Annotated in this window: 25 protein-coding genes and 1 pseudogene; 6 read left to right on the top strand and 20 right to left on the bottom strand. The window is 62.3% G+C overall.

What is annotated here, in order from left to right:
• Positions 1-286: 286 nt before the first annotated feature.
• Positions 287-1,027 (bottom strand): SDR family oxidoreductase, encoded by a 741-nt coding sequence (locus FJ953_RS07805; protein WP_140497357.1) that lies wholly within the window; start codon positions 1,025-1,027, stop codon positions 287-289.
• Positions 1,028-1,060: 33 nt separating this feature from the next.
• The gene (locus FJ953_RS07800) at positions 1,061-1,273 is read right to left on the bottom strand and encodes a 4-oxalocrotonate tautomerase family protein (protein ID WP_140497359.1); all 213 of its coding nucleotides are present in this window, start codon (positions 1,271-1,273) and stop codon (positions 1,061-1,063) included.
• A 125-nt stretch (positions 1,274-1,398) separates the two neighbouring features.
• Between FJ953_RS07800 and FJ953_RS07795 the strand changes: the two genes are divergently transcribed.
• Complete coding sequence (locus FJ953_RS07795) at positions 1,399-2,337, top strand: LysR family transcriptional regulator (protein WP_140623821.1); 939 nt, start codon at positions 1,399-1,401, stop codon at positions 2,335-2,337.
• Positions 2,338-2,395: 58 nt separating this feature from the next.
• On the opposite strand, the gene FJ953_RS07790 is transcribed toward FJ953_RS07795, so the two are convergent.
• The 5 genes from FJ953_RS07790 to coxB form a co-directional block, all read right to left on the bottom strand.
• On the bottom strand, positions 2,396-3,766 hold the full coding sequence (locus FJ953_RS07790) for a cytochrome c (RefSeq protein WP_140497363.1): 1,371 nt from the start codon (positions 3,764-3,766) through the stop codon (positions 2,396-2,398).
• A 107-nt stretch (positions 3,767-3,873) separates the two neighbouring features.
• Positions 3,874-4,215 carry a hypothetical protein gene (locus tag FJ953_RS07785; RefSeq protein ID WP_140497365.1) on the bottom strand — a complete coding sequence of 114 codons (342 nt, stop codon included), beginning with the start codon at positions 4,213-4,215 and terminating at the stop codon, positions 3,874-3,876.
• A 1-nt stretch (position 4,216) separates the two neighbouring features.
• Entirely contained in the window at positions 4,217-4,819 is a 603-nt protein-coding gene (locus FJ953_RS07780) for a cytochrome c oxidase subunit 3 (protein WP_140623818.1), read from the bottom strand.
• Positions 4,816-6,759, bottom strand: coding sequence for a cytochrome c oxidase subunit I (ctaD, locus tag FJ953_RS07775; protein WP_140623816.1), 1,944 nt, complete (start codon positions 6,757-6,759; stop codon positions 4,816-4,818). Before ctaD ends, FJ953_RS07780 begins: the two co-directional genes overlap by 4 nt.
• Positions 6,756-7,745, bottom strand: a complete 990-nt coding sequence (coxB, locus tag FJ953_RS07770; protein ID WP_348641805.1) for a cytochrome c oxidase subunit II — start codon at positions 7,743-7,745, stop codon at positions 6,756-6,758. The genes ctaD and coxB overlap by 4 nt, the downstream gene beginning before the upstream one ends.
• A 353-nt stretch (positions 7,746-8,098) precedes the next feature.
• Between coxB and FJ953_RS07765 the strand changes: the two genes are divergently transcribed.
• The 4 genes from FJ953_RS07765 to FJ953_RS07750 all read left to right on the top strand — a co-directional run bounded on the left by FJ953_RS07765 (position 8,099) and on the right by FJ953_RS07750 (position 10,686).
• Positions 8,099-8,410, top strand: a complete 312-nt coding sequence (locus FJ953_RS07765; RefSeq protein ID WP_140623812.1) for a hypothetical protein — start codon at positions 8,099-8,101, stop codon at positions 8,408-8,410.
• 165 nt (positions 8,411-8,575) lie between these two features.
• Positions 8,576-8,779: a hypothetical protein gene (locus FJ953_RS30385; RefSeq protein ID WP_181175009.1), complete on the top strand. Its 204-nt coding sequence runs from the start codon at positions 8,576-8,578 to the stop codon at positions 8,777-8,779.
• A gap of 37 nt (positions 8,780-8,816) precedes the next feature.
• A complete protein-coding gene (locus FJ953_RS07755; protein ID WP_140525139.1) occupies positions 8,817-10,112 on the top strand; it encodes an Nramp family divalent metal transporter in 1,296 nt (431 codons plus the stop codon).
• Positions 10,113-10,197: 85 nt separating this feature from the next.
• A complete protein-coding gene (locus FJ953_RS07750; protein ID WP_140497376.1) occupies positions 10,198-10,686 on the top strand; it encodes a hypothetical protein in 489 nt (162 codons plus the stop codon).
• 70 nt (positions 10,687-10,756) lie between these two features.
• On the opposite strand, the gene FJ953_RS07745 is transcribed toward FJ953_RS07750, so the two are convergent.
• A complete protein-coding gene (locus tag FJ953_RS07745; protein WP_140623810.1) occupies positions 10,757-12,868 on the bottom strand; it encodes a catalase in 2,112 nt (703 codons plus the stop codon).
• A gap of 293 nt (positions 12,869-13,161) precedes the next feature.
• Between FJ953_RS07745 and FJ953_RS07740 the strand changes: the two genes are divergently transcribed.
• Positions 13,162-13,725, top strand: a complete 564-nt coding sequence (locus tag FJ953_RS07740; RefSeq protein ID WP_140498076.1) for a sigma-70 family RNA polymerase sigma factor — start codon at positions 13,162-13,164, stop codon at positions 13,723-13,725.
• Here the strand turns inward: FJ953_RS07740 and FJ953_RS30655 are convergent, their stop codons facing one another.
• The 12 genes and pseudogenes from FJ953_RS30655 to FJ953_RS07685 all read right to left on the bottom strand — a co-directional run bounded on the left by FJ953_RS30655 (position 13,726) and on the right by FJ953_RS07685 (position 23,468).
• The gene (locus tag FJ953_RS30655) at positions 13,726-13,878 is read right to left on the bottom strand and encodes a hypothetical protein (RefSeq protein ID WP_181165412.1); all 153 of its coding nucleotides are present in this window, start codon (positions 13,876-13,878) and stop codon (positions 13,726-13,728) included.
• 185 nt (positions 13,879-14,063) lie between these two features.
• Positions 14,064-14,282, bottom strand: a complete 219-nt coding sequence (locus tag FJ953_RS30780) for a hypothetical protein (RefSeq protein WP_224519089.1) — start codon at positions 14,280-14,282, stop codon at positions 14,064-14,066.
• Positions 14,283-14,495: 213 nt separating this feature from the next.
• Positions 14,496-15,212: pseudogene (locus tag FJ953_RS30775) on the bottom strand (class I SAM-dependent methyltransferase); the annotation flags it as partial.
• 70 nt (positions 15,213-15,282) lie between these two features.
• The gene (locus FJ953_RS07725; RefSeq protein ID WP_140623806.1) at positions 15,283-16,263 is read right to left on the bottom strand and encodes a GNAT family N-acetyltransferase; all 981 of its coding nucleotides are present in this window, start codon (positions 16,261-16,263) and stop codon (positions 15,283-15,285) included.
• An 8-nt stretch (positions 16,264-16,271) separates the two neighbouring features.
• A complete protein-coding gene (locus tag FJ953_RS07720; protein WP_140623804.1) occupies positions 16,272-17,336 on the bottom strand; it encodes a glycosyltransferase family 4 protein in 1,065 nt (354 codons plus the stop codon).
• Positions 17,333-18,169 (bottom strand): PIG-L family deacetylase, encoded by an 837-nt coding sequence (locus FJ953_RS07715; protein ID WP_140515199.1) that lies wholly within the window; start codon positions 18,167-18,169, stop codon positions 17,333-17,335. Before FJ953_RS07715 ends, FJ953_RS07720 begins: the two co-directional genes overlap by 4 nt.
• A gap of 7 nt (positions 18,170-18,176) precedes the next feature.
• Positions 18,177-19,103, bottom strand: a complete 927-nt coding sequence (locus FJ953_RS07710; RefSeq protein WP_140497390.1) for a beta-xylosidase — start codon at positions 19,101-19,103, stop codon at positions 18,177-18,179.
• Positions 19,096-19,857 carry a TIGR04290 family methyltransferase gene (locus tag FJ953_RS07705; RefSeq protein ID WP_140497392.1) on the bottom strand — a complete coding sequence of 254 codons (762 nt, stop codon included), beginning with the start codon at positions 19,855-19,857 and terminating at the stop codon, positions 19,096-19,098. Before FJ953_RS07705 ends, FJ953_RS07710 begins: the two co-directional genes overlap by 8 nt.
• Before the next feature lie 2 nt (positions 19,858-19,859).
• A complete protein-coding gene (locus tag FJ953_RS07700) occupies positions 19,860-20,657 on the bottom strand; it encodes a sugar phosphate nucleotidyltransferase (RefSeq protein WP_140623802.1) in 798 nt (265 codons plus the stop codon).
• The gene (locus tag FJ953_RS07695) at positions 20,657-21,757 is read right to left on the bottom strand and encodes a glycosyltransferase (protein ID WP_140497396.1); all 1,101 of its coding nucleotides are present in this window, start codon (positions 21,755-21,757) and stop codon (positions 20,657-20,659) included. Before FJ953_RS07695 ends, FJ953_RS07700 begins: the two co-directional genes overlap by 1 nt.
• A 14-nt stretch (positions 21,758-21,771) precedes the next feature.
• Entirely contained in the window at positions 21,772-22,368 is a 597-nt protein-coding gene (locus tag FJ953_RS07690; protein WP_140515201.1) for a histidine phosphatase family protein, read from the bottom strand.
• Positions 22,365-23,468 carry an inositol-3-phosphate synthase gene (locus FJ953_RS07685; RefSeq protein WP_140564421.1) on the bottom strand — a complete coding sequence of 368 codons (1,104 nt, stop codon included), beginning with the start codon at positions 23,466-23,468 and terminating at the stop codon, positions 22,365-22,367. The genes FJ953_RS07690 and FJ953_RS07685 overlap by 4 nt, the downstream gene beginning before the upstream one ends.
• Positions 23,469-23,803: the final 335 nt, after the last annotated feature.

Raw genomic sequence — 23,803 nt, 5'->3', positions numbered from 1 at the left:
GGCGACAGAAACCCAGGTGGTAGCGTCGTCAGGCCAGCCGTGCAGCAGCAAAGCCGCTGTGTCATGCTTCGCGCCTTCCTCCAGAAAGGCGATGTCGAGCATTTGTGGCCGCGGTTGACGGCATGATGAAGCGCGCGTGGGTCTGCATCCCTGCCCAACGAGGACGGCGCGATCGGGTTCCTTGGCATGCGACCATCAGGCCGCTCTTGTCGACCTCCGTCCGAGGCAGCCCGTTCACGGAAAGCCTTCCCCTATCCGAGCCGGACTTGCTTCATGATCCTGTTCCTCAGATGACCCCGCCATTCGCTCGGACGATCTGGCCGTTGATCCAGCCGCTGTCCGGTCCAACCAGCAGCGAGACGACGCGCGCGATGTCGTCGACCTCGCCCAGACGGCCGAGCGGGTTCATCTGTTTGATACGATCGAGCGTAGCCTGATCCTTGCCTTCGAGAAAAAGCTCGGTGGCCACCGGCCCCGGCGCAACCGCGTTGACCGTGATGGCGCGGGATCCCAACTCCTTCGCCACAATGTGGGTGAGCGCTTCGACCGCGGCCTTGGTGGCCGCATAAACGCCATAGGTCGGCTGATAGAGTCCGACGACGCTGGTCGAGAAGTTCACGATGCGGCCGCCGTCGCGCAGGCGCCTCGCCGCCTCGCGAAGGCCGTTGAACGTGCCCTTGAGATTGATCGCGATGGTCTGATCGAAAGTCGCATCATCAAATTGAGCGACCGGTGCGAGCTTCATGATGCCGGCATTGTTCACCAGCACGTCGACGCCGCCATGGGCCGCTTCGGCGGAATCGAACATCCGTCTCACAGCTTGCGGGTCGCTGACATCGGCCTGGAAGGAGGTGGCCCGACCGCCGGCCTTTTCGATCTCATCCACCAGCTTGGCGGCCGCTTTGGTGCTACCTGCATAGTTGACCACGACCGTGAGGCCGTCGCTCGCCAGCCGGCGGGCGATGGCCGCTCCGATGCCGCGAGAGGCTCCCGTGACGATTGCAACCCTATTCGTTGAGGTGGTCATTGTGGTTGTTCCTTTGCCGTGTTGTTGCCGATATCAATCCTTCGCTCGATATTCCTGCGGGATCACGAAGACCTCGTCGGCGCGGGCGTAACCGCCGTCCTTGACCTCCTCGATCAGGACCATGGTATGCGGCCGAGCGGCCTCGGAGAAATATTCCACGAGCATCGCGGTGGCCCGATGGACGATCTCTTCTTTCTGGGCCCGGTTCAGCGCCGCCTCGGGGACCTTGAAATTGACGAAAGGCATGATCTTCACTCCTGTCGATCTGAGGACTTGAATGGTGTGAAGGTAGCCGTTTTTAAAACCAGCACTAGAAAGCCGATTTCAACATCACCATTTCAAAAACCATAACAATCGACTACGAGATGGTCATGGATCGTATCGACGTCATGCGGCTCTTCGTCAGGATCGTCGAGCGTGGGAGCTTTGCCCAGGCCTCGCGGGACCTGCAGGTTCCGCGGCCCACTGCCACTCATGCGATCCAGCGCCTGGAAGCGGATCTCGGCGTTCGGCTCCTCGAACGGACAACCCGAAATGTGAGGCCGACGCTCGATGGCGCACTCTACCATGAACGCTGCATCCGGCTCCTTGCGGACCTGGATGAGGTGGAGAGCGTCTTCAGGAATGCTGAACCCAAGGGTCCGCTTCGTGTGGATATGCAGGGGACCATCGCGCGGTTTTTCGTCATGCCCGCCCTGCCCGAGTTCATCACGCGCTATCCCGGCATCTCGCTCAGCCTCAGCGAAGGCGACCGGATGGTCGACCTCATCACTGAAGGCGTCGATTGCGTCGTGCGAGCCGGCGAGCTGTCCGACTCGTCTCTGATCGGTCGCCGAATAACCGCATTCGAGCAACTCACCCTGGCGAGCCCAGCCTATCTTGAACGTTACGGCGTCCCTTCGACACCGGATGATCTCGGCGGCCATCACATGGTTGCCTATACCGCCTCCGCGACAGGGCAGCCGTACCCGCTGGAATTCGAGATGGACGGCGCGGCAAGGGAGGTTCCACTACCCTACGATATCGTCGTCCGGGGCGCCGAAATCTACACGGCCTCCGGCGTCGCCGGGCTCGGGTTGATACAGGTCCCGCGTTATCGCGTAGAGCATCAGATCGCCACCGGGCAATTGGTTCCGATACTGGAAGCCTTCCCACCACCGCCGATACCCGTATCCGTGCTCTATCCCCAGAGCCGCCATCTGTCTTCGCGGATCAGGGTGTTCATTGATTGGCTGGCGGAGGTTTTTCGGGCCCCTCGCGGCGTTGCCGGGAGTTCCTCTCAGAAGGGCTCGGTCGAGATATCAAGCTGAGGCAGTTCATCGTTGCACGGAAAGGCGGAACAGGTCCGCCACGCTTCGGCACACCGTCTCATGGCCTGCCCCTTGACACGAATGTGAGATGCCTCTGGTGCCTTCTCAGGCCGAGGCGTCTGGCGAGCAGAAGCGCTAGACCAAGCACAAATACGATGCCGCCCCCCACCAGCCCCTGGGCCGCCAAAACCAGCACCGTCTGCTCTGTCGTCGAGCCTGCCCGCATCTGGCGCACATCGGCTGCCGTGACGCTGACTTGCGGGTTTCCGAAGCGCGCTGTCACATAGTTTGCAAGGGCCGCCACCTGGCCGTCGTCCAGCCAGCCGTCAAAGGCCGCCATCGATTTGCGGCCCGCGACACCGCCTGCCTTGACGCCTTCAAGGATGGTCATGACGACATTCTCAGGCGAGGTTACGCCGAGAGTGCTGTTGTTGGTCAGTGATGGATAGGTGCCATCCGCCGATCCGCCTCCATTCAGGCCATGACATCCCGAGCAGAGCGACCGGTAGAGATCGTCGCCCACCGCGACCCCGCTGCCCTCCACGCTGGTCTTCGTCCCGGCATCGCGGGCGGCTGCGGGCGGATTGGTCCACGCGAAGCGCGGCCGCTTCTCGTCTCCCGATTGGGCGGGCACGGTCCTGAGATAGGCGACGATGGCATGAATGTCGTCGTCCGAAAGATATTGCAGACTGTTCATGACCGTTTCCGCCATCGGACCGCCCGCATATGCCTTTCCAGGCATGGCGCCGGTCTTGAGAAACCGAAACAGCTCCTCATCGCTCCAGCCGCCTATGCCCGCGATCTTGTCGCCGCTGATGTTGAACGCCTGCCAGATACCGGCGCTGCCGCCGGCAAGCTTGCGATCTTCATCCATGCCGAACGTCGTATTCCTTGGAGTGTGGCAGGCGCCGCAGTGGCCAAGCACCTCCACCAGGTAGGCGCCCCTGTTCCATGCGCCGGTTCGGCTTGGATTTGGTCCGAAGCCGCCGGCGTGGAGGTTGGCAAGTTTCCACAACCAGAGCGTCCAGCGCTGGTTAAATGGAAAGGGCAGTATGTTTGGCGGCGGCGGCTGAGAAATCGGCGCGGTCGTGAGCAGGTAGGCTCGGATCGCGAGCACATCCTCGCGATTCATCCCGACGAAGCTGTCATATGGCATGGCGGGATAGAGATCGGCCCCGTCGCGTCTGACGCCTTTCTGCACGGCTCGCACGAATTCGTCGGCGGAATAGCGCCCGATGCCTGTGTCGAGGTCCGGTGTGATGTTGGTGGAATAGACATCGCCGAACGGCGTCGGCACCCGATAGCCTCCGGCGAAAGGCCGGCTCGGATTGGACGTGTGGCAGCCGACGCAATCGGCGGCTCGGGCAAGATATTCGCCTTTCTGGATCTCGTTCGCCCGCAGCGGCGTGCCAGGCGCCAGCGACGCCATGACGGCCGCGACTACACGTAGGAGAACGGCGAGGAACGGAACGCTCGCAGCAGGCCACCGCAAACGCTGCCCATGGCGGATGACCGCTCGTCGGCTCCGCTGCACAGTCACAGTTCGCATCCGCTGAAGATCAATCCGGCCGCCATTTGCGCCAGCATGACGAGCGTGAACAGGGCCCCGATGCCTACCGAAGTCCTGGCCAGAAACGCGCGCGTGCGCGCCTTCAGGGGCGGGCTCGTGCCGTGCCCTGGATCATGAACGGCGCGCCATGACGACAGGACGCCCAGCGCCGCGACGGCGGCGCCTGTCAGCGAGAACAGAACAGTGGGCCGAAACCCGGCGTCGCATTGCCAATATGCGATTGAATAGTCGAGCTGCAGCGATATCGCCCACGCCGTTGGTCCGGTGGCCATGCCTGCCCAGGAAACGCCCGTGCGGATCGCCTGCATGTTACATCCTCGGAACCCAGTAGATTACGAGATAGAGCACGACCCATGAGACGACCACGAAGCCCCAGTAGAAGGCATTGTCCGACACGTCGCTGAAGTGGCGTCCGGTGTTGCCTTTCTTGGTGAACATGAGAACGGCGAGCACGATCGTGTCCCCGACATCGGTGAGGAGGTGTGTCGTGTGCAGGCCGAGCAGGAACCAGACGATCGACCCGTAGGCGTTCTGGTCCCAGGAGATCCGGAGCGCGGGAAATTCCCAGATGCGCACGATCAGGGGAAGAATTCCGGCGATCGACATGACGACGATGCCGATGCGCACCTTCACAAGGTCCTGCCGCCGCGCCCAAAGATCGATCAGACGGTTGGGGACGGCGCTGGCAAGCAGAATGATCAATATTGCCGTGCCCGGCAGGAGGTCGGGTGCTGGCGCTCCGATCGGCCAATGCCGCGCCTGCACAGCCAGGTAGAAATAGGTGCCGATCGCCAGGGCAAAACCGGTTGCTTCAAGGGTGATGAAGGCCACCGTTCCCCACCAGATCGGGCTTGCCGATCCAAAATCATAGGTGGGCAGGTGGCTGACGTCGACGGTTGGCCAGTGTCTCATTCTTCGTCCTCCGGCTCGCCTTTCGGCCAGAACCAGCAGATAAAGCCGATCGAGACCGGTATCGCGCCCCAGACCACCGCCCATGGCGTGTAAATCGAGCCCAGAAACGCGCCACCCACGGCGACGGCCGAGAGCAGCGGCCAGATCGAGTTGTCGGCCGATGGCACGCGCAGTTGCGGCACCGCATCGGCGACCGTGCCGGCAAGCACTTCGCGCGCATCGACGCGCAGGCCCTCGACCACCGGGAGTATGTCGGGTTCGGCCCAGAGCGGCTCGCGATGGGTCACCACTGGCAGGCGCGAAAAATCGTAGGAAGGTGGCGGCGACGTCGTTGCCCATTCCAGTGTGCTCGCCCCCCAGGGATTGTCTCCCGCGAGGCGACCGTTGCGAAGGCTGAGCAGCATGTTCAGGACGAGAAGCGCGAAGCCGGCGAACACCACCAGCGACGAGATGCTGATGAACAGGTTCGTGCCGCCCCAGCCGCTCGCCGGCGGATACGTGTAGACGCGCCGCGGCATGCCTTGCAAGCCAAGGATGTGCATCGGGAAGAAGGTGAGATTGAAGCCGATGAAGACAAGCCAGAAATTCCAGCGGCCGAGCCTTTCGGACAGCATGCGGCCAGTGATCTTGGGAAACCAGTAGTAGACGGCGCCGAGCAGGGGGAAGACGGCGCCGCCGACCAGCACATAGTGGAAATGCGCGACGACGAAATAGGTGTCGTGCATCTGCAGGTCGAGCGGCACCGAGGCGACCATGACTCCGGTCAGCCCGCCAATCACGAAGGTGAAAATGAAGCCGAGCACGAAAAGCAGCGGCGTGGCAAAAATCGGCCGGCCGCCCCAGATCGTCGCGATCCAGCAGAAGATCTGGATGCCGCTCGGAATGGCGATCATCATCGAGGAGGCGGTGAAGAAGCTTTCGCCGAGCTGCGGCAGGCCCGTGGCGAACATATGGTGCACCCACAGGCCGAAGGAAAGAAAGCCGATCGCGATCAGCGACAGCACGATCCCGAGATAGCCGAAGACCGGACGGCGCACGAAGCTCGGCAGGATAGCCGAGACGAAGCCGGTCGCGGGAATGAAGATGATATAGACCTCCGGGTGGCCGAAGAACCAGAACAGGTGCTGCCAGAGCAGTGCGTCGCCCCCCGCCGCCGGGTCGAAGAACCTGGTGCCGACCAGCCGGTCGAGGATCAGCATGGTGCTCGACACCATCACCGCGGGCATGGCGAACAATATGATGAAAGCCATGACGAGGACTGACCAGACATAGAGCGGGATGCGATCGAGCGACATGCCAGGGGCGCGCTGCTTGAACACAGTCGCGATGATCTCGACGGCGACCGCGAGTGCGGACACTTCGGTGTAGGTCACCATCTGCGCCCAGAAATCGGGGCGCTTGCCGATCCCATATTCAGGTCCGGCGAGCGGCACGTAGGAAAACCAGCCGGCATCCGCGCCGGTGTCGAAAGCGAAGGCGATCCAGATCATCAACCCACCGGAGAGATAGACCCAGTAGCTGAAGGCGTTGAGCCGCGGGAAGGCGACGTTTCGGGTGCCGATCATCAGCGGCACCAGGTAGATGGCGAACGCTTCCATGACCGGTACGGCGAACAGGAACATCATCGTCGTGCCATGCATGGTGAAGAGCTGGTTGTAGAGATCGGGGCCGATATGGCGTGCCTCCGGCGTGGCAAGCTGGAACCGCATGGCAAGTGCCGACAGGCCTGCAAGGGCGAGGAACAGGAAGGCCGTCACCATATAGCGCCGGGCGACCAGCTTGTGGTCGACCGTGACCAGCCAACCATAGAGGCCGTTCGGCGTCCGCCAGGCATGCGCCAGATAGTCGTGCAGTCTTGCCTCGTCGAGCCCGGTGTCGCAGATGCCTTTCAGGGCCGCTTCCTGTTTTCGCCTAGCCGTCTTCCGGGCAACGCCACTCATTCAAGACTTCCAAGATAGGCGACGACCGCACGAAGATCGTCGGCGCTGAGAGCAATGCGCGGCATCTTCGCGCCGGGTTTTATGGATTGCGGATCGGCGATCCACGCGGCGAGCGCGCCGGGTGTCATGGCCAGCGTGTCGGCGGCCAATGCACGCCGGTTTGCGAGATGGGTAAGGTCGGGCCCGACCGCTCCCTTGGCCGGCGTCCCCCTTATCGTGTGGCAGAGCGCGCAACCGGTGAAAAGAAAAGCCCGCTGGCCGCGGCGTTCCTCCTCGCTGGCAGGCGCAATGGCGGCGGCGTCTTGTCTGGACCGCCATGCCTCGAACGCTTCGCGGCTTTCCGCGATGACGGTGACGGCCATGTGAGCATGCTGGTAGCCGCAGAACTCGGCGCACTGGCCGCGATAGATACCGGGCCGGTCGGCAATGAGCGTGATCTCGCTTGGCCGGCCCGGAATGAGGTCCCGTTTGCCGGCGAGGCTTGGCACCCAGAAGCTGTGAATGACATCGGTCGAATCGAGCTCGACCTTGACCGGCTCGCCAACGGGGACATGGATTTCGTTCGCCGTGACCATCATCCGCGACCGATCATCTTTGGGATAGCGTATCTCCCACCACCATTGATGCCCTGTGATGCGGACCGTGAGTGTCTCCTTTCCGCTCATCGAGGCGATGGATTTGCCGGCGAAAAAGCTCGTTATCGTCAGCGCGGCGAGAACCAGCACGGTCGCCGCGACGGCGCTTCCGACCGCGCGGCCAAACCGGCGTTCCTGATGGCTGTCGATGCCTAGCGGGGGGGACGCTGCTTGCGCCCCGCGGTGATGGAGAAGCGCCATTGCCAGGGCCAGCATGACGAGCAGCCAGGTGATCGCCGCCACCGCGCCAAAAGACCAGATGAGATCGAGAATCGCACGGGCATTCGCACCATGTGCATGGAGTGCGGATTGCCAGCCGCTGCACCCGCTCAGGACCGGTGCCGAGACCACTGTCGACGCGAGGCCGAGCCATCTCAGGACGCCTGGAAGACGGCTGCCGGACGTGCTTCGAGCTGGACGTGCAAAGGCGGACGCAATGGGCCATTGCCGCCGTTGCCGCAGGCGGATGGACGGGCCCGTGCATCTTGCCATGTGAAATCCCCATGGATGCCAAGGCGATAACGCGAATCGCTGCAAAAGGATGCTTGGCAACGATGGCCGGCTTTTCTCCGCCATGCGATTGGCGCCGGGCCGATGCTTGCGCGCCGGGAGCGCAACCAAATGGCGGATATGTCCGTTTCTCCAGGCAAAGGCGCGGGACGCGCATCGGACGGTTCCACGCCGCGAAAGCTTAGGAACTAGCCATGAGCAACACAGACAAAACGGCCGGCGGAAATCGAAGCGTCGCAGGCAAGGACGATCGCAGCCAGGACGCGACGCGCAACGACCGCCGAGGCAGGGAAGAGACGCGGCAGGAACAGGCTGCGGACAGCCATCCGGAAGAGGATCCGGCGGAGGGCTCTCGCCAAACGGTCGAGCACGAGTTGGACAGGCTGGATCGGTCGGGGCGCAGCGCCTCGCAATCCGCGCGCGAGGGCCAGGTGGAACGCGCGCGTGAGGAACTGCGGAAGCAGGTCAGCGAAGAGACGCAATTACCGGGACGAGGTTCCGCCTGACAGCGGCTGTGGATCGCCCCGCGGTTGGCTTTTTGTTTCGATTCTTCGGTGTCAGACGGCACGCAGGTCGTGTCGGGCCTGCCGCTTTCCGCTTTCCCGGATCCAGAGGGTCGCCGTGAGCAGCGCCGCCCCGCCATAGATCAGGCCGGCTAGGGGAAGGTGCGGGTGAAGAGCCTCACCGCACTCTTTTCGACCGTCGGCCCCAGGCATATCCATGTCGATCTTCAAGGCGATGCAGCTTCAGCCGCATCAACGGCCAAGGCGGGCGCTGCGTTTCATTGGCGGTTGGCTTCCACAGGAACAAAAAGCTTGACCGGAGGTTCCAACCTCAATCTCGGCATCGGCACTTGGTCGGAACAATCGACATGATTTTTTCCCGTGTGGCCTCGTTGGACACGCATCTCCCATGAGTGGAGCAGCTGACGATGCCGGCCGAAGCGAGGGAGAGCGAAAAGACGGCGGCATCACACGCGCTCTCGGGCTCGGACTGATCACTGGGGCGGCTGACGACGATTGCTCGGCCATTGGCACCTATGCGAGTGCGGGAGCCCGGTTCGGGCCCGACCTTTTGTGGACGGCTCCTGTCACTCTCCCGATGATGTACATCGTCGTCTATCTCTCGTCCAAACTTGGCCAGGTGTCGGGCCGTGGTCTTTTCAAGGTCATTTCCGATTTCTATCCGCGTTGGCTGCTGTGGTCCGTGCTGGTGGGCGTGCTGATCGGCAACACGATCGAGGCAGCCGCCGACCTTGGCGCGATGTCGGCGGCTGTCGTGCTGTTCGTTCCGCTGCCTTCAAACTCGGTCGTCATCGGTGTCGCGATGATTATTTTTGCCTTGCAGATGTTCGGATCCTACAAGCTAATCCGCAACATATTCCGGTGGTTGGCACTGGCCCTGCTCGCCTATGTGGTCTCCGCTGTGCTCGCCAAGCCGGATGTGGTCTCGGTGCTGCGCGGCACCCTGCTGCCGAAAATCGAGTTCAGCCGCGAATATCTGTCCATCATCGTCGCCATCATCGGCACGACGCTGTCCGCCTATCTCTACACCTGGCAGTCCAACCAGGAGGTGGAGGAGGAGATCGCCAAGGGCAGAACGAGCCTCGAAGAGCGCAAGGGAGCCACCGAGGGTGAACTCCGCCGGTCCCGGCGCGATATCCTGATCGGCATGATCTTTTCCAACCTGATCATGTATTTCATCATCCTTTCGACCGGATCGACGCTGTACGAGGCGGGGCATACCCAGATCGAAACGGCAGCGCAGGCGGCCGAAGCGCTGCGGCCGCTTGCGGGCGACGCGGCCGGAATTCTCTTTGCGGCCGGGGTGATCGGCGTCGGCTTCCTGGCGGTGCCGGTCATGACTGCCGGCGCCGCTTTCGATTTCGCGCAGGCCATGGGGTGGAAGAATGGCTTGAACGCCAAGCCCCGGCATGCGCCCAAATTCTACATCGCGACGGGAGTGATAACCCTGGTGGCGGTGGGTCTCAATTTCTTTGGCTTCAACCCGATGAAAGCCTTGGTCTGGTCCGGCATCGTGCAGGGTTTTTCGACGCCACCTCTGCTGCTTCTCATGCTCATCATGACCAACAATCGCAAGATCATGGGCGACAAGGTCAACAGCAGGGCCACCAACATTCTGGGCGGCGTGACGACCATAGCGGTCTTTGCGGCGTCCGCGGGACTGGTGGCGACCTGGTTCATGTAGTTCGCCGGCGCGGAAGGACGTTCAGGCGCAGTGGAACATCCACGGTCAACTCTCGTTGAAATGCGTGTGAGAGAAAGGGCTGTCCATGTCAAAGCTCCAAGCCGCCACTCAAGAGCATTTAGAGCAACTGAGACTCGAGGCTTCGGCTCGTTTCGCCCCGATGATGCTGCATGAGGCATTGTTGCGTCTTTCCCGGGCCTGCGGGGGTGATAGCCTTGCCCGGTTCGAGAAAGCCATGGTCGATCAGATCGAGGCGACCAAGGACGATCGAGCCGATTTCGAGGCAATCAAGGAATTCGCGATCGAACAGCTTTATGCCTGGATCAGGAACGCGAACGAATCGCCGGATAAGAAGCAACCGCTGGAAAAGATAGAGGACCGCAGAACCCCCGGCCGCTCGGAAGAGCCGCAAACGCTGGAGGATCAGCTGCAGGCCGGTCTGGAAGATTCCTTTCCCGCAAGCGACCCGCCAGCGGTGGTGTCCACCTCCATTCCAGGCGGAGCCAAGAAGCTGGTCGGAACCGACGAAGTGCTGAGAAAACAGCGGGAGGCCAAGGAGCAAGACCGCCCCTAGCCCGCACCGACTGGAATCCCGCTGGCCGAACCGCCGCTCACGGAAGGGAATCCGTGCTGGGTAGATCGCGTCACAGCTTGACGGCCGCTTCCCGGGCCCACAGCCGCAGCTTGCGGCAAGCTTGCACGAATGCCTTGGCGGAGGCTGCGGAGTCCAGCCGCATCAATCCCTCATCGGCATCGGCTGCGACGCCTGCCTTGGCCAGGAGCGGCGCGGCTCCCTCTGTAAAGCCGATGAATTTGCAATGCGCAAAGGCATCCGACACGAAGTCCCTGGCGGCTGCCTCCTTGACCAGCAACTCGGCGCCCGGCTCGGACAGGAGCAGTACCACCGCGTCGAACAGGACCGACGGGCCGCCGTCGATCATGTGTCTGGCTTCGATGTGGGTGCCGTCTGCGGCCTCGACGCCGCCCACCTTGGGCGCGATCACCTCCATGACCGCGCCTTCCGTTTCGATGGCCGAGCGAAGTTGTTCGAAAAGGGCCGTGTCGGCCCCGTCGCTCAGCAACACGCCGACCTTGCGGCCTTTGAAACTATCGGGACCGTTCTCGATGATACTGAGAGCCGGAGACGGCGGCAGGTCGTCGCGCGGCGGGATGGCGGTCTCGGCGGGGTCGGGCATGTTCCGAATGCCAAGCTTGTCGGCGACTTGAGTCGCCAGCGTTTCGTCTATGTTCAGCAGATGCGCCACCATGCGTTCGCGGATCGCCGGTGCCTGCACCTTGCTCAATTCGAATGTCAGCGCCATGGCGATATGGCGTTGCTCCGGCGCTGTCTGGCTGTTGAAGAATTGCCGCGCCTGGCTGTAGTGGTCGGCGAAGCTCTCCGCCCGCAGACGCACCTTCTGCCCCTCTTCGGCGTCGGCTAAAGAGCGGAAGCCGCGTTGCGGATCCTCGCGGGGACCCGAGCCCCACGAATTCGGCTCATAGTTGGCGCGGCCGACCGGGTTGTGCATGGCCATGTGCCCGTCCTGCTGAAAATGTGCGAAGGGGCATTTCGGAGCGTTGATCGGAATATGGGTGAAGTTCGGGCTGCCCAGCCGCTTCAACTGGGTGTCGAGATAGGAGAAGTTGCGGCCCTGCAGAAGCGGGTCGTTGGAGAAGTCGATCCCGGGCGGCACGTTCTGGGTCATGAATGCAACCTGCTCGGTCTCGGCGAAGAAATTCTCCGGCATGCGGTCGAGCACCAGCCGCCCGACCGGGATTGGCTCGATGATCTCTTCAGGTATGATCTTCGTGGCGTCCAAGATGTCGAAGTCGAAGCTGTCGGCAAAATCCTGGTCGAACAATTGCACCGTCAGCTCCCATTCCGGGAAGTTTCCTGACTGGATCGCTTCCCACAGGTCGCGGCGGTGGAAGTCGGGATCGGCGCCATTGATCTTGACCGCTTCGTTCCAGATCACCGACTGCATGCCGAGTTTCGGCTTCCAGATGAATTTGACGAATGTGGATTCGTCGTCGGCATTGACGAGGCGGAACGTATGGACGCCAAAGCCTTGCATGAAACGGAAGGAGCGCGGTATCGCTCGATCCGACATGATCCACATGACCATGTGCATCGATTCCGGCATCAGGCTGATGAAATCCCAGAAATTGTCGTGTGCGGTCTGGGCCTGCGGGAAAGCCCGGTCTGGCTCCTGCTTGGCAGCATGGATGAGGTCCGGAAATTTGATGGCGTCCTGGATGAAGAACACGGGAATATTGTTGCCGACGAGGTCCCAATTGCCTTCTTTGGTGTAGAGCTTGACGGCAAAGCCGCGCACGTCTCGGGCGAGGTCGAACGAGCCCTTGTTGCCGGCAACCGTCGAGAACCGCACGAAGGCAGGCGTCTTTTCGCCGGCGCGCTGGAAAATGTCGGCACGCGTGTATTTGGCCAGCGATTCATAAGTCTCGAAATAGCCATGAGCGCCGTAACCACGGGCATGCACCACCCTTTCCGGGATGCGTTCGTGATCGAAGTGGAAGATCTTGTCGCGAAAGTGGGAGTCCTCGATCAGAGACGGTCCGCGCTCGCCAATCCGCAATGTGTTCTGGTCGTCGGAGACAGGCGTTCCCAGGGCAGTCGTGAGAACAGGCGTGTCGGCTTCCGCGATCTGGTGCAATTCGCCGCCATTTCCGCGCGCGGCATTCTGATCGTGCATAGGCGCCGATTTGGGAACTGAACGGTGTGCGGATTTGGCCATGATTTTTTCCTCGATTGACGCCCGTGGGCTGACTTGGCTCAAGGCGCCGAACTGCCGGTGCATGGCTTTGTTCCCGCACAACGGCGCGTCGCGCCTATCCTAAGCCAGCGCGAACACGCTGGTGGACGGCGCGCAAGGGGGGCGCGGCCGCAGCAGGATCGTTCGGCCGCATCAGAATTTTCTGGAGAGTTGTCTTCAACGCCCGGAACGATACAAACGTCCATGCATTTAGCTGGGGTCTGCATTCATACTTCTTTCTGGGAGCTGGACCATTGTCAGGCGAAGGCTATCTTTTGGCCGACCAGGAAACCCATGAAGTTTCCATCGTTGACCTGATACCCGCGCTACGGGCTTTCGCGCGCACCTTCTGCCGTATCCCCGACGATGCCGACGATCTGGTGCAGGAAACGTTGACGAAGGGCCTTGCCAACATCGACAAGTTCGAACCCGGCACGCGCATGAAGTCGTGGCTCTTCACCATCATGCGCAACACCTACTACACCCGGGTCAAGGTCGCGGCCAGGGAAGCGCCTGGCCTGCTCGACTGCGCGTCCTCGAGGCCGATTTCGGAAGCCACACAGGAATGGACCGTTCAGAGCAAGGAAGTTCACGGCGCCATCCAGAGGCTCCCTGAACACCAGCGCGAGGTGCTGATGCTGATCGGCGTCCTAGGTGTCAGCTATGAGGAGACGGCCGAGATATGTGGCTGTGCGGTGGGAACGGTCAAAAGCCGGCTCAACCGTGCCCGCGCCGCCGTTCTTGAGTTCCTGGGGGAGAGTTCGCTGCAGACGCTGATGGAAAGACGAAATCATCTGTCGGACGGGCAGATCGATATCGATGCCGACAGCCGAAGATAGTCAGTTCTTTATGTCGCGCCGGCGTTTCGCAAGGAGCGCGTTTTGCAGTTCGATCGCCAGTCTGGTCAAGCGATCAGGAACCTTTTCCTGCTCGATCGCGATCAGCAGAGAGGCAATCTCCTGATCCATCGCCATTCCTGCGCGCGGGTCCATTCTATCATCGCTCGAACGAGACATCGTATTCCCTGGCTGGATGGATGGCAGTCCGTCATCCTATTGTGATGACAAGCAACCGCCATTACAAGGAGATGCCCGGTGCCGAAACCGTTGCCGGCAGCCCTTGCACAGGTTTTTCTTCCACTCTCGATTGCCGAGGTCACAGATCCACTGCGGCGCTTTCAGTCCTTCGGCAATCGATTTGCGGCATGATCCTGATATTGATCGGACTTGATCTGATTGCCGTCCAGGCCGCGTTCCTCGCTGTGCTGCTTCTTGTCCCTGTTGGATAAAACGGCATTCTCTTCGATTTTGTCCTTGGCCAGTTCGGTCATTGCTCCGGCGCCGGCCCCTTTGCCGTGGCTGCCACGGCCGATATGTTTCTTGCTGCCGGATGCCATGCTGTCCTCCTTCGAATTGGCGCCGCTCTTCAGCGTCGCTGTGTTCGACGCCCGAACTGGCATTGGCTGGTAATGTTCCGTCACGCCGGCAAGCAGGAAGGCGTCGCCGTCCCACAGCCGAAACGCTTTTTCGCCATCGATGACGACCTGCAATCCGTGACGTTGCGCCAGGTGACGGATATCGGAGCGGTCCAAAAACAGTGATTCGCGATATGAGTAGTTCAGCAAGGCCAGCCTGCCCGGCCTTTTGAGGACGCGCGCAATTTCGCCGAAATGCCGCTCCGCCACGCCGGCTAGCACCAGATAGGGGAAACTGTCGACCGCCAGAACGCAGTCGAAACTCGCGTCGCCGAACTCCGCCAGATCCAGGCCTGAGGTCCGCCGCAACTCTACATTGCCAAGCGCTGCGCATTGCTCACGGGCGATCGATATCATCCTCGACGATATGTCGATACCGACGACCCGCCCACAGGATGCCGACAGCGCGCGTTCGAAACGCCCGATGCCGCAACCGATGTCCAGAATGTTGCGTCCAGCACCGGTGAAGTCTTGCGCTGTCAGCCATGCAACGATTTCGTCGGTCGTGGCTGCCAGCCTTTCCTCATCGCCAAGGGAAGCCAACTGGACACTCGCCACCCGGGAAATCGCTGCCGCGGCATCAAAGCCCGAGGCCAGCCGCGTCACGACATCTGCATCCGTCTCGTCGTCGTCGCGTTCGTGACGAACGGCAGAACCCGTTTTCTGCAACGTGGCAAAAACCTCCGATCCGCGGCGAAGCAGCCCGGCTATCTGCTGGAGCCTTTCCCTGTCTCGAGTATCGACCGGATCGATCTCCGCCACGATCTCCGCCAATTCGACTGCCCCGATGCCTGGGTGGAGATGCAGCGCCAGCCTGGCGATGACGGCCTCGGCACTGACAGCGTCCGCCATACAGTCCTCGACCGCCAGCCTGACCGCTATCCGGCGGCGCACGGATGTTGGTTCCATCGAAACCATGGTCTCATTTCCGCGTCCAAGTCCTTCGCATCGTCCACCTGTCGCCAGCGCCCCAGCCATATTTGTACGGCTCCTGGCCGCGCAGGAAGTCGAACTCGCGCGCACCTTCGCGGATCGATTCGGCGATTGCGTGGCCGACCAGGATCGCGCCTGGACTTTCCTCGGCATAGGCAGGATCGAAACCGCCAAGATAGGCATAGGCACGGCCGCGATGGTGAAATCCGTAGTAGACGCCGATTGGCTTGCCGTCGATGGCGAGCACCCAGCGTCGGGTCAGATCTCGAGCGTCGAGCAGGGGAAGCGAGCACCTGTGGAATTGCTCGACGGCGAGGTCGGCCAGCACGCCGCCTCCGTTTCCGGCCCAGCGCGCGCCGTGCAGGCCTATCAGGTGGTCGAGGAACAGTTGAGGATCGCCTCGTGCCGGCGACAACTCGACCCGGCCGCGTCTGGATGCGGCGCGGCGCGCCCGGCGCAACTGGCGTCTGCGCCGGGCAGGGACGCAGCCCGCCAGCGTTTCATCGCCGTCGGTGGCAAGCACGGGACAAACGGCGTGGCCGACCAGTCCATCGGCTTTCAATTCGGGATGTTCGATCGCCAGACCGGCACTGCCTTGCGGCAGATCCGGCAGGATCCACTGCGACCACTCGATCGAGAGTATCTTCTCTGCAAGGGCAGTGGCGACCTGGGCCTCGCTGCCGGGCACACACAGCACGTCCAGATAGTCGCTGAGGGAAATGCCGATCGGAAGCAGTTTCGAGCCTTCCGTGCCACGTTCGAGATAGAGCGGCGCCAGGCCCACCAGATCGTTGCCGCGCCAGATGGCGACCGTTGCCAGCTCCCCCGGAGCGAATGTGCGCCACCACGGCAGCAGCCAGGCGGGACATTGAAAGGGCGTCGCCGACGAACTCTGCTCCCACAGGTTCCACCAGTGCGGCGCCAGCGCATGCAATTGCTCTGGATCGCCGATGATCTCGCTGCGCAGCATCTGCTCTTTCACCGCACCGCGGCGAGACGCCTGCGGTCGGCGCCCAGCCGGGCCAGCGCCAGATAGGCGCTCATGTAGGACGAGACCATGCGCTCGAGCGAAAACCGCCGGCGCGCCTCGCTTCGGCACGTCTCGGCATCAAGGCTGGGTGCCGCGACAATTGCTTGCGCCATCTCGTCGACATTGTTGACGATAAAGCCGGTCTTGCCGTGCTCGACCACTTCGGGAAGCGCACCATTTGGAAAGGCGATCACCGGTGTGCCGCAGGCGAGTGCTTCCATCGCGACCAGCGAACTGGTCTCGGCGGCGAGGCTCGGAACGACCAGGCAGCGTGCTGCATTGAGCAAGCGCCGCTTGGCGATGAAGCCGAGCGGACCGAGAAAGCGGCGCCGACGATCGAGGCGAGGTTCGACCTCATCGCGAAAGTACTGGGTATGCGTCTCGTAAGGATAGACCCGCCCGCCGATGACCAGCGGCACATCAGCCTGCCTGGCGGCATCCAATGCCAGGTGTATGCCCTTTTCCGGGCAGATGCGGCTGAGCACGACGGCGAAATCGCCCCTGGGCCGCGGCTGGTTCAGCGCGTCGATATCGACACCATTCGGGATCGGGGCAACCAAGCTTGCGTCCGGCGGTGCGGTTCTTTGCTGGGCTGACGAGACGGCGTGAAGCCAGAGATCGTCGCGCCCTGGGCGCAGCGCCCCGGCCGGGTACCAGTCGAGCGGCAGGTGAAGCGTCACCAGGGTCGGACCGTCGGCAGGCAGGTAGGCGTCGAAGTCGATGCCATGCAGGTGAACCACGTCGATCGGCCATTGGGCGCGGGCAGCGGCGATCGCGGCGCGATGGGACTCCTGTGCCCGGTTTTTTGCTGACTGGTCGAGCACGCCGGCTTCGGCGGGCGTTTCCACCAGAATGCCGCTTGCACTGGAACCCTGGCAGCCGATGACGATGGATCGGTGACCGGCGCGGGTCAGGGCCTGATCGAGCATTGACAGCACCTGCTCGGCGCCGCCAACGGCGTTCGGTCCCACCGGCGCGAGAGGATAGGCAACATTGAGCACTGTGAGCGTCATGGCTGGTCGAGCCGGAGCGCCTCGTGAGCACGGGCGCTTGCATGCAGCCAGGTGCCGGGCTCGAAACCCAGCGGCAGCGATTCATAGTAGAGCCTGCCATCGTTGGGCAGCTTCAGGAAATCATAGGTCGGCGCCAGCCGGAAACGCTCGGTGCGGGTCGAGAACGGCGCCAGCGTCCGCTGCTGCGTCAGGTGGCTGGCCAGCATGCGCTGCTTTTGCTGAAAGGCCGCTTCGGTCAGGCAGACCTCTATGCAATCACTGCCGGTGCCGCTGGCGAAATCCTGAAATACCGGGCCGTCCGGGCCAGCCGAATAAAAGGCCATTTCGATGATGGTGGGCACGGGCCGGCGGTCACGGCGCAGAAGATGGCAGGCCGCGTGAACGGCAAAAGCGGTCGCGTCGTGGTCGGGATGGCCTCCCTCGAAAGGATGTGTGCAGACGAAGCGGATGTCGGGTTCGCAAACAAGGCAGGCGAGTTCCTGCGCGAGCGCCACGAGATTCGCCGCAGCCTCCTTGTCGGGATAGCCAAGAGCGGTCAGGCCCGATGGCGATATGCCGGCCGCGGCCAAGGCTTCCGTCAGTTCCGCACGGCGGGCATCGGCATAGTCCTGCCATGTCTCGAAACCATGCGCTTGCGCGTCGGCAAGATCGCGTGGTGCTCCGTCCGTGACATGGACGATGCGGCATGACCGCAGTCCGGCAAGATGCCCGCCGATGCCGATTGTCTCGTCGTCCGGATGCGCGACGACGACCATGAGGGCGGAGCCATGTGCTGCGTCACTGCCCGTCAACAGGGCCGCGAATTCGCCCAGGGTTGCCGACGGTTGATGCATGGGAGCCTCACGCTGCCGAGGCTCGCCGCTTCGACGTGGAAGCCACGCCGGGCGCGTAGCGGCGGATCATGGTTGCACAGAATTCGGCGAATTCCTCCGGCACCAGCGGCGGACTGGTGTGGTGAGGCATCATCCCGCGATGCTCTGGCGTGAAGCAGAAGGTGACGGTCACGTCGAAATCGGCGAGCGCTTCCATCTGTCGGTCGAACCAGTTCAATGCATTCGGCCTGAAACTGTCGGCCCAGGAAAGTCCGGTCCGCATATTGGTGACCCCGAGCCGCTTCATCCAGGCGACGGCGTCGTCCAGCCGCGGGTCCTCGAAATGAAACCACTGCACCAGCCCCATCTCCGGCGTATGGCGCAGGAATTCCTCCAGTGCCGGTTTTGGCGTGCCGTCCTGGCGCAGCAGCCCCATATGGAAGTGACGATAGTAGGAAGAGCCTTCCGCTTCGCGATGGCGCGTTGTTGCTTCCCATTCGCGCGGGAGATCATAAAGGCTGTACCACTGGATGCGCGGAGCGTTGCCGAGCAGCAATTCAGCGGTGCGCCTGAGGCCCCAGACCTGGATCTCGTCGGCGCCGAAGGTCGACACGCCAACTTCGCTGACCCAGATCGGGAGATCGGTGACGGCCGCGATCTCACCGATCTTCTGTGGCCATTCCTGGATCTGCCACAGGTTCCAGTCGAGCGGAAAGCCATGCACCGCGACGGCATCGACGTGGTCCAGCAATCTGAGTTCCTTCATGCGCGTGACGAAGCCGGGGTCGATCGGAGAGATGCCGCCGAGCACCTTGGTCAGGGCCGGGTTCTCGGACGCTATCGCATCCGCCGACAACATTGCCATGGCGGCGAAGCGGCTCCAATCGGGGTCGAGCTCGGGATCCCAATGCGATTTGTTGTTGGGCTCGTTCCAGATCATCGCGGCTTCAATCATGGATCTGTCCTTTCGACGGGTAGACGGCGCCGCCGCCGGCCGGATCGCCGGCGGAACGGCAAAAATAAACCTCCTGCTCGGGGTGCAAAAAAATCTCGAAGCCGGCGCTGCGCAACATCGCTTCGGTGCAGGCGCGGTTGGGAATCCACCAATTGGTCGGATCGTCGGCATATCGATGTTCGATGAAATGCAGTTTCGGAAATTCCGGCCGCTCGAACAGGTCGTGCGTCCAGAAATGATAATTCTGCTCAAGCGCAGGCAGATCGGCGCTGCCGCGTTGCATGGACTGGAAGATCATCAGGTCGCCGGCGACATGCCCGCGGATCAGGTCGAGCGCGAGCAGGGGATGGCGCAGGTGGTAAAGAACCCCCATGAACAGCACGATGTCGAATGTCTCGCGCAGGGCGCCGACGTCATAAACCGAAAGCTTCTGGAACTCGATGTCGCAGTCCGCGATCTCGGCGGCAAAGCGCGCCTGTGCCAGATAGGCCTCGTCGAAATCGATGCCGAGGACGCGACCGGCGCCGCGCCGTTTCATTTCGATGGAATAGAAACCGGCATTGCAGCCGATATCGAGCACGGACTTGCCGGACAGGTCGGCTGGAATGGCATAGGCGAACTTGCGCCATTTGACCAGCGGGTAGTTACCGAGAAAATGGTCCGGAGCAGTTTCGACGCCGGCCAGTTCCATGTTGTGGAACCATGGGCCGAGGGCATCGATACGGCGTTGGATTTCAGCATGGGAATGCAGCATGGCTAAGCTCCTTCGCCCGGAACGGCATGCGAATGTGCAGTAGGCGCGATCATCGTGGGCCGGTGCTGTTCGGACGCAGCATCGTCGTCGAGCAGCCGAAGGGCCGCGCGATAACCGTTGAAAGTGCCGACATCGACGTAGGCGGCCCCTGCCTTCACCCCATACGCCTGACCGCCCGCCGTCAGGTAGGCGTTGATCAACGTGCCGATATATTCGTCATAGCAATCCCGCTCGCGCCAGAGTGCCGCGAGCTGGTGCAGGACATGGCCCGGCATCTTGAACGCGCCCCATATCCAGTTCGTCGCCGCGTCCTGCCGCTTGACCTGGATTTCCCGCACCCGGCCCTCCTCGTCGAGAACCACGGCATCGAAGAATTCCGGCCGATCCACCGGGAAGAGCAGGAATGACAGCCGGTCGTCCGGCAGACGGCAGAAGCCGTCTTCGGGAAACCAGATCGTATCGGGAAGCCCGATCAACACCGTCTCGTCCGGTGCGACGAGGGGTGCTGCCCGGAAGATGGCGTCGCAAAGGCCAACAGGGTTGGGTTGTACCACGAACAGAGCGGTCGCCGCTCCGTAGCCCGCGGCATAGTATTCGAGAATGTCGGATTTACCCGATCCGATGATGAAACAGACCTTGTCGACGCCGGCGCGCACCATCCGCCGCACCAGGTACTCGCTTACGGCACATGGGCGCTCTGTCTGTCCATCGATCCGGCTCCCGACCGGCAGCAGCTCTTTCGAGAAGCCGAGCGGTTGAATGCGGCTGCCGCGTCCGGCAGCGGGCACGATGCCCAACATCAGACTGCTTCCTTCATCGGTTCGCCGGCCGACCTCTGCAAGGCTTCGTTCAGGATGCGATCCAGTTCCGCCGCGCGCCGCGTGGATGTGTGTTCGTCCAGAACCCGTTCACGCGCACGGCTTCGAATTGCATCGAGCTCGTGCGATGGCAGTTTGAGCGCCGCGATCACGTCGTCTGTGTCGTACGCCAGCAGGATCTCGCTACCGGGTTCGAAGAAACTGCTGAGGCCCGGCCAGGTGTCGGTGACGATCGGCACGCCGCATGCCGCTGCTTCGAACAGCCGGCCCGAAGGGCACCACCCCTTTTGCGCCATCGCCTCGCGCGTCACATTCAGCGTCAGGCGGGACGACGAAAAGAAGGCTGGATGATCTGCCGGCGGAAGATGCCTGACGAAGAAGATGTTGTCGCTCCACGGGAATTCCTGTGGATATTGTGCACCGCCGATGATGAAGCGGTGGTCAGGCAGGAGTGCGGCCGGACGGACCAGCAGTTTCTCGACGCCGGCCTGGCGATCTGCCGCATAGGTCCCGAGATAGGACAGATCGCCCGCAAATTCCGGCCTAGGTACTGCCGGCCGGTGTTGGTCGGGATCGACATGGCCATAGAGCGGCACCACGTGGCGTGCACCGAGGACCGACTTGAGTGCATCGATTGCCGAGCCGCCCGTGTAACTCAGGACGAGATCGAAATCGGCAAGGCCCTCGGGCCCGAAATAGGGTGGGCGTTCACCTTGATCGAGGCGCGCCAGAGTGACCGGAGTGTCCAAGTCGTAAAAGACGCGCAGCCCGCGGCATGCCTGCTGCGCCAGGCGCGAAGCGTCCACGGCGTCGGGACAGTAGGAGGTAATGATGACGACGTCGGATTGCTTGATCGTCTGCTCCGCGACCCTCCGGATGTCCTCCCAGTCGGGGTAGAGCACGATATTGCCGCCATCCAGTTGATCGAGGTCCCGCGCACCGGCATAGTAGGGGGTGTTGCGCTCGAAAAAGGTGATGGACCAGCCGTGCCGGGCCAGCGCGCGGATCAGGCCACGCCACAGGGTGGCGTGGCCGTTTCCCCATGAAGACGTGACGGTGAGACCGAAAATGACCATCTGCATCCGGCAAGTCCTCGTCAGGCAAGTTCGTTCAGACGGATGAGCTTTGCTCCCCAGTCTCCGGACACGATCGTCGTGATTGAGGCGGGGTCGATATCGAAGCGAAAACTGTCGCCGACGGGCAGACCAAGCACATGGCAGATGGCTGCCTTGATCACGTCGGCATGGCTGATCAGCGCGACGCATTGATTCTGATGCCGCTCGCGAGCCTGATCCATCAGCGAGACGATACGCTGTTGGACATCCAGCATGGTTTCGCCGCTTGGGGTGCTTGCTTCCTGCCGCCGGCTGTTCCACGCCTGCCAGCCGGCATCGCCGTTCAGCTCCTCGAACGTCTTTCCCGACCAGATGCCGAAGTCGATCTCGTCGAGTTCGGCGCAGATCGCGATTTCGCCGACATTACAGGCAGTCGCGATCGGCTTGGCGGTTTCCTGCGTGCGCTCGCGTGGGCTGCACCAGATAGCGGCAATCGGCTCGCGGGCCATGCGGCGGCCAAGATGCGCCGCCTGAGCCCTGCCGGATTCGCCAAGGCGAACTCCGCCCATCCGTCCGGCCAGATAGGAGCCGACATTGTCGTGTGCCGCGTGCCGGATCAGGAAGAAGGTCGTCGTCATTCCGCGGCATCGAGCATAGGCTCGTCCCTGCCTGTGATGAATGCGAGCGTGCGCTGCCGAGCTTCGGCATCGGTGAACTGCTCAGGCGGAGACTTCATGAAATAGCTGCACGGACCGGTCAGCGCGCCGGCGATGCCGCGGTCAAGCGCCAGCTTGGCGCAGCGCACGGCGTCGATGACCACGCCGGCCGAATTGGGCGAATCCCAGACTTCCAGCTTGAGTTCGGCGTTGAGCGGCACTCCACCGAAGGTCGTGCCTTCAACCCGGATGTAGGCCCATTTGCGATCGGTGAGCCATGGCACATGGTCACTGGGGCCGACATGAATGTTGCCCGGCTCCAGGGGAACATCGAACTGGCTGGTCACGGACTGCGTCTTCGAGATCTTCTTCGATTCCAGCCGCTCGCGTTCCAGCATGTTGAGGAAATCGGTGTTGCCGCCGAAGTTCAACTGATAAGTGCGGTCGATGCGGACGCCGCGCTCGCGGAAGAGATTGGCCAGCAACCGATGCACGATTGTCGCGCCGACCTGGCTCTTGATATCGTCGCCGACCAGCGGCAGCCCGCGTTCCTCGAAACGCAGGCGCCATTCGGGCCGTGACGCGATGAAAACCGGTATGCAGTTGACGAAGGCGCAGCCGGCCTCGAGGGCGCATTCGGCATAAAAGCGCGTCGCTTCCTCCGACCCCACCGGCAGGTACGAGACCAGCACATCGGCACCGCTGTTCCGCAGGATTTCGCTGACATTGGCAACCGGCTCCGGCGCTTCCTCGATTTCCGTGCGCAGATATTTGCCGATGCCGTCCAACGTGGGGCCACGCTCCACGCGAACCCCGGTTGCAACCGCATCGGCAAAACGGAACGTGTTGTTCGGGGCGCTGTAGATCGCATCGGCCACGTCGCACCCGACCTTGCCCTTGGCGACATCGAACGCACAGACGACCTCGATGTCGTCGACGTGGTAGCCGCCGAGATCGGTATGCATCAGCCCGGGGATCGGCTCATTGCCTTTTGCGTCTCGGTAATAGGAAAGGCCTTGCACCAGGGAGGATGCGCAATTGCCTACACCGACGATACCGACACGAACTTTCTTCGATCCCACGAAACTGCCGTCCTGTGCTGTCCAAGGTAAGTTCCTGGGCCCGAACCGTCAGCTTGCCGGAATGTTCCTTGGCATGTGGAAAAATTGCGCGCGGCAGGATGGATCAAAGCCGCGCATGCCGCGTTGGCGCACGGCGAGCTTGGAATCGGTGGATGATCGTCTACGGCGACCACAAACGAACGGAAGACGCGCGACAGCTTCGCGAGGCTGCAAGCGAAATGGCTGAAAGCCTCGATTGCAGGCCCTGCGGCATTCAACGCCACGCTGCGCTGGTAGGGTTGTTCGTCAAGGTCTCGGAACTGGTCCAGGCACAGGCCGATGTCGAGTTCGAGGCC

The sequence above is a fragment of the Mesorhizobium sp. B2-3-6 genome (assembly GCF_006442305.1).
GTDB lineage: Bacteria > Pseudomonadota > Alphaproteobacteria > Rhizobiales > Rhizobiaceae > Mesorhizobium.
Note: the sequence above shows the minus strand (reverse complement) of the source record. Positions and strands in the feature narration are given on the sequence as shown.

Bases quoted from the DNA above. Each gene is read 5' to 3' on its own strand.
- FJ953_RS07805 (WP_140497357.1), bottom strand. From the start codon at position 1,027: ATGACCACCTCAACGAATAGGGTTGCAATCGTCACGGGAGCCTCTCGC.
- FJ953_RS07800 (WP_140497359.1), bottom strand. From the start codon at position 1,273: ATGCCTTTCGTCAATTTCAAGGTCCCCGAGGCGGCGCTGAACCGGGCC.
- FJ953_RS07795 (WP_140623821.1), top strand. From the start codon at position 1,399: ATGGATCGTATCGACGTCATGCGGCTCTTCGTCAGGATCGTCGAGCGT.
- FJ953_RS07790 (WP_140497363.1), bottom strand. From the start codon at position 3,766: ATGGCGTCGCTGGCGCCTGGCACGCCGCTGCGGGCGAACGAGATCCAG.
- FJ953_RS07785 (WP_140497365.1), bottom strand. From the start codon at position 4,215: ATGCAGGCGATCCGCACGGGCGTTTCCTGGGCAGGCATGGCCACCGGA.
- FJ953_RS07780 (WP_140623818.1), bottom strand. From the start codon at position 4,819: ATGAGACACTGGCCAACCGTCGACGTCAGCCACCTGCCCACCTATGAT.
- ctaD (WP_140623816.1), bottom strand. From the start codon at position 6,759: ATGAGTGGCGTTGCCCGGAAGACGGCTAGGCGAAAACAGGAAGCGGCC.
- FJ953_RS07765 (WP_140623812.1), top strand. From the start codon at position 8,099: ATGAGCAACACAGACAAAACGGCCGGCGGAAATCGAAGCGTCGCAGGC.
- FJ953_RS07755 (WP_140525139.1), top strand. From the start codon at position 8,817: ATGAGTGGAGCAGCTGACGATGCCGGCCGAAGCGAGGGAGAGCGAAAA.
- FJ953_RS07750 (WP_140497376.1), top strand. From the start codon at position 10,198: ATGTCAAAGCTCCAAGCCGCCACTCAAGAGCATTTAGAGCAACTGAGA.
- FJ953_RS07745 (WP_140623810.1), bottom strand. From the start codon at position 12,868: ATGGCCAAATCCGCACACCGTTCAGTTCCCAAATCGGCGCCTATGCAC.
- FJ953_RS30655 (WP_181165412.1), bottom strand. From the start codon at position 13,878: ATGGACCCGCGCGCAGGAATGGCGATGGATCAGGAGATTGCCTCTCTG.
- FJ953_RS30780 (WP_224519089.1), bottom strand. From the start codon at position 14,282: ATGGCATCCGGCAGCAAGAAACATATCGGCCGTGGCAGCCACGGCAAA.
- FJ953_RS07725 (WP_140623806.1), bottom strand. From the start codon at position 16,263: ATGCTGCGCAGCGAGATCATCGGCGATCCAGAGCAATTGCATGCGCTG.
- FJ953_RS07720 (WP_140623804.1), bottom strand. From the start codon at position 17,336: ATGACGCTCACAGTGCTCAATGTTGCCTATCCTCTCGCGCCGGTGGGA.
- FJ953_RS07715 (WP_140515199.1), bottom strand. From the start codon at position 18,169: ATGCATCAACCGTCGGCAACCCTGGGCGAATTCGCGGCCCTGTTGACG.
- FJ953_RS07710 (WP_140497390.1), bottom strand. From the start codon at position 19,103: ATGATTGAAGCCGCGATGATCTGGAACGAGCCCAACAACAAATCGCAT.
- FJ953_RS07705 (WP_140497392.1), bottom strand. From the start codon at position 19,857: ATGCTGCATTCCCATGCTGAAATCCAACGCCGTATCGATGCCCTCGGC.
- FJ953_RS07700 (WP_140623802.1), bottom strand. From the start codon at position 20,657: ATGTTGGGCATCGTGCCCGCTGCCGGACGCGGCAGCCGCATTCAACCG.
- FJ953_RS07695 (WP_140497396.1), bottom strand. From the start codon at position 21,757: ATGCAGATGGTCATTTTCGGTCTCACCGTCACGTCTTCATGGGGAAAC.
- FJ953_RS07690 (WP_140515201.1), bottom strand. From the start codon at position 22,368: ATGACGACGACCTTCTTCCTGATCCGGCACGCGGCACACGACAATGTC.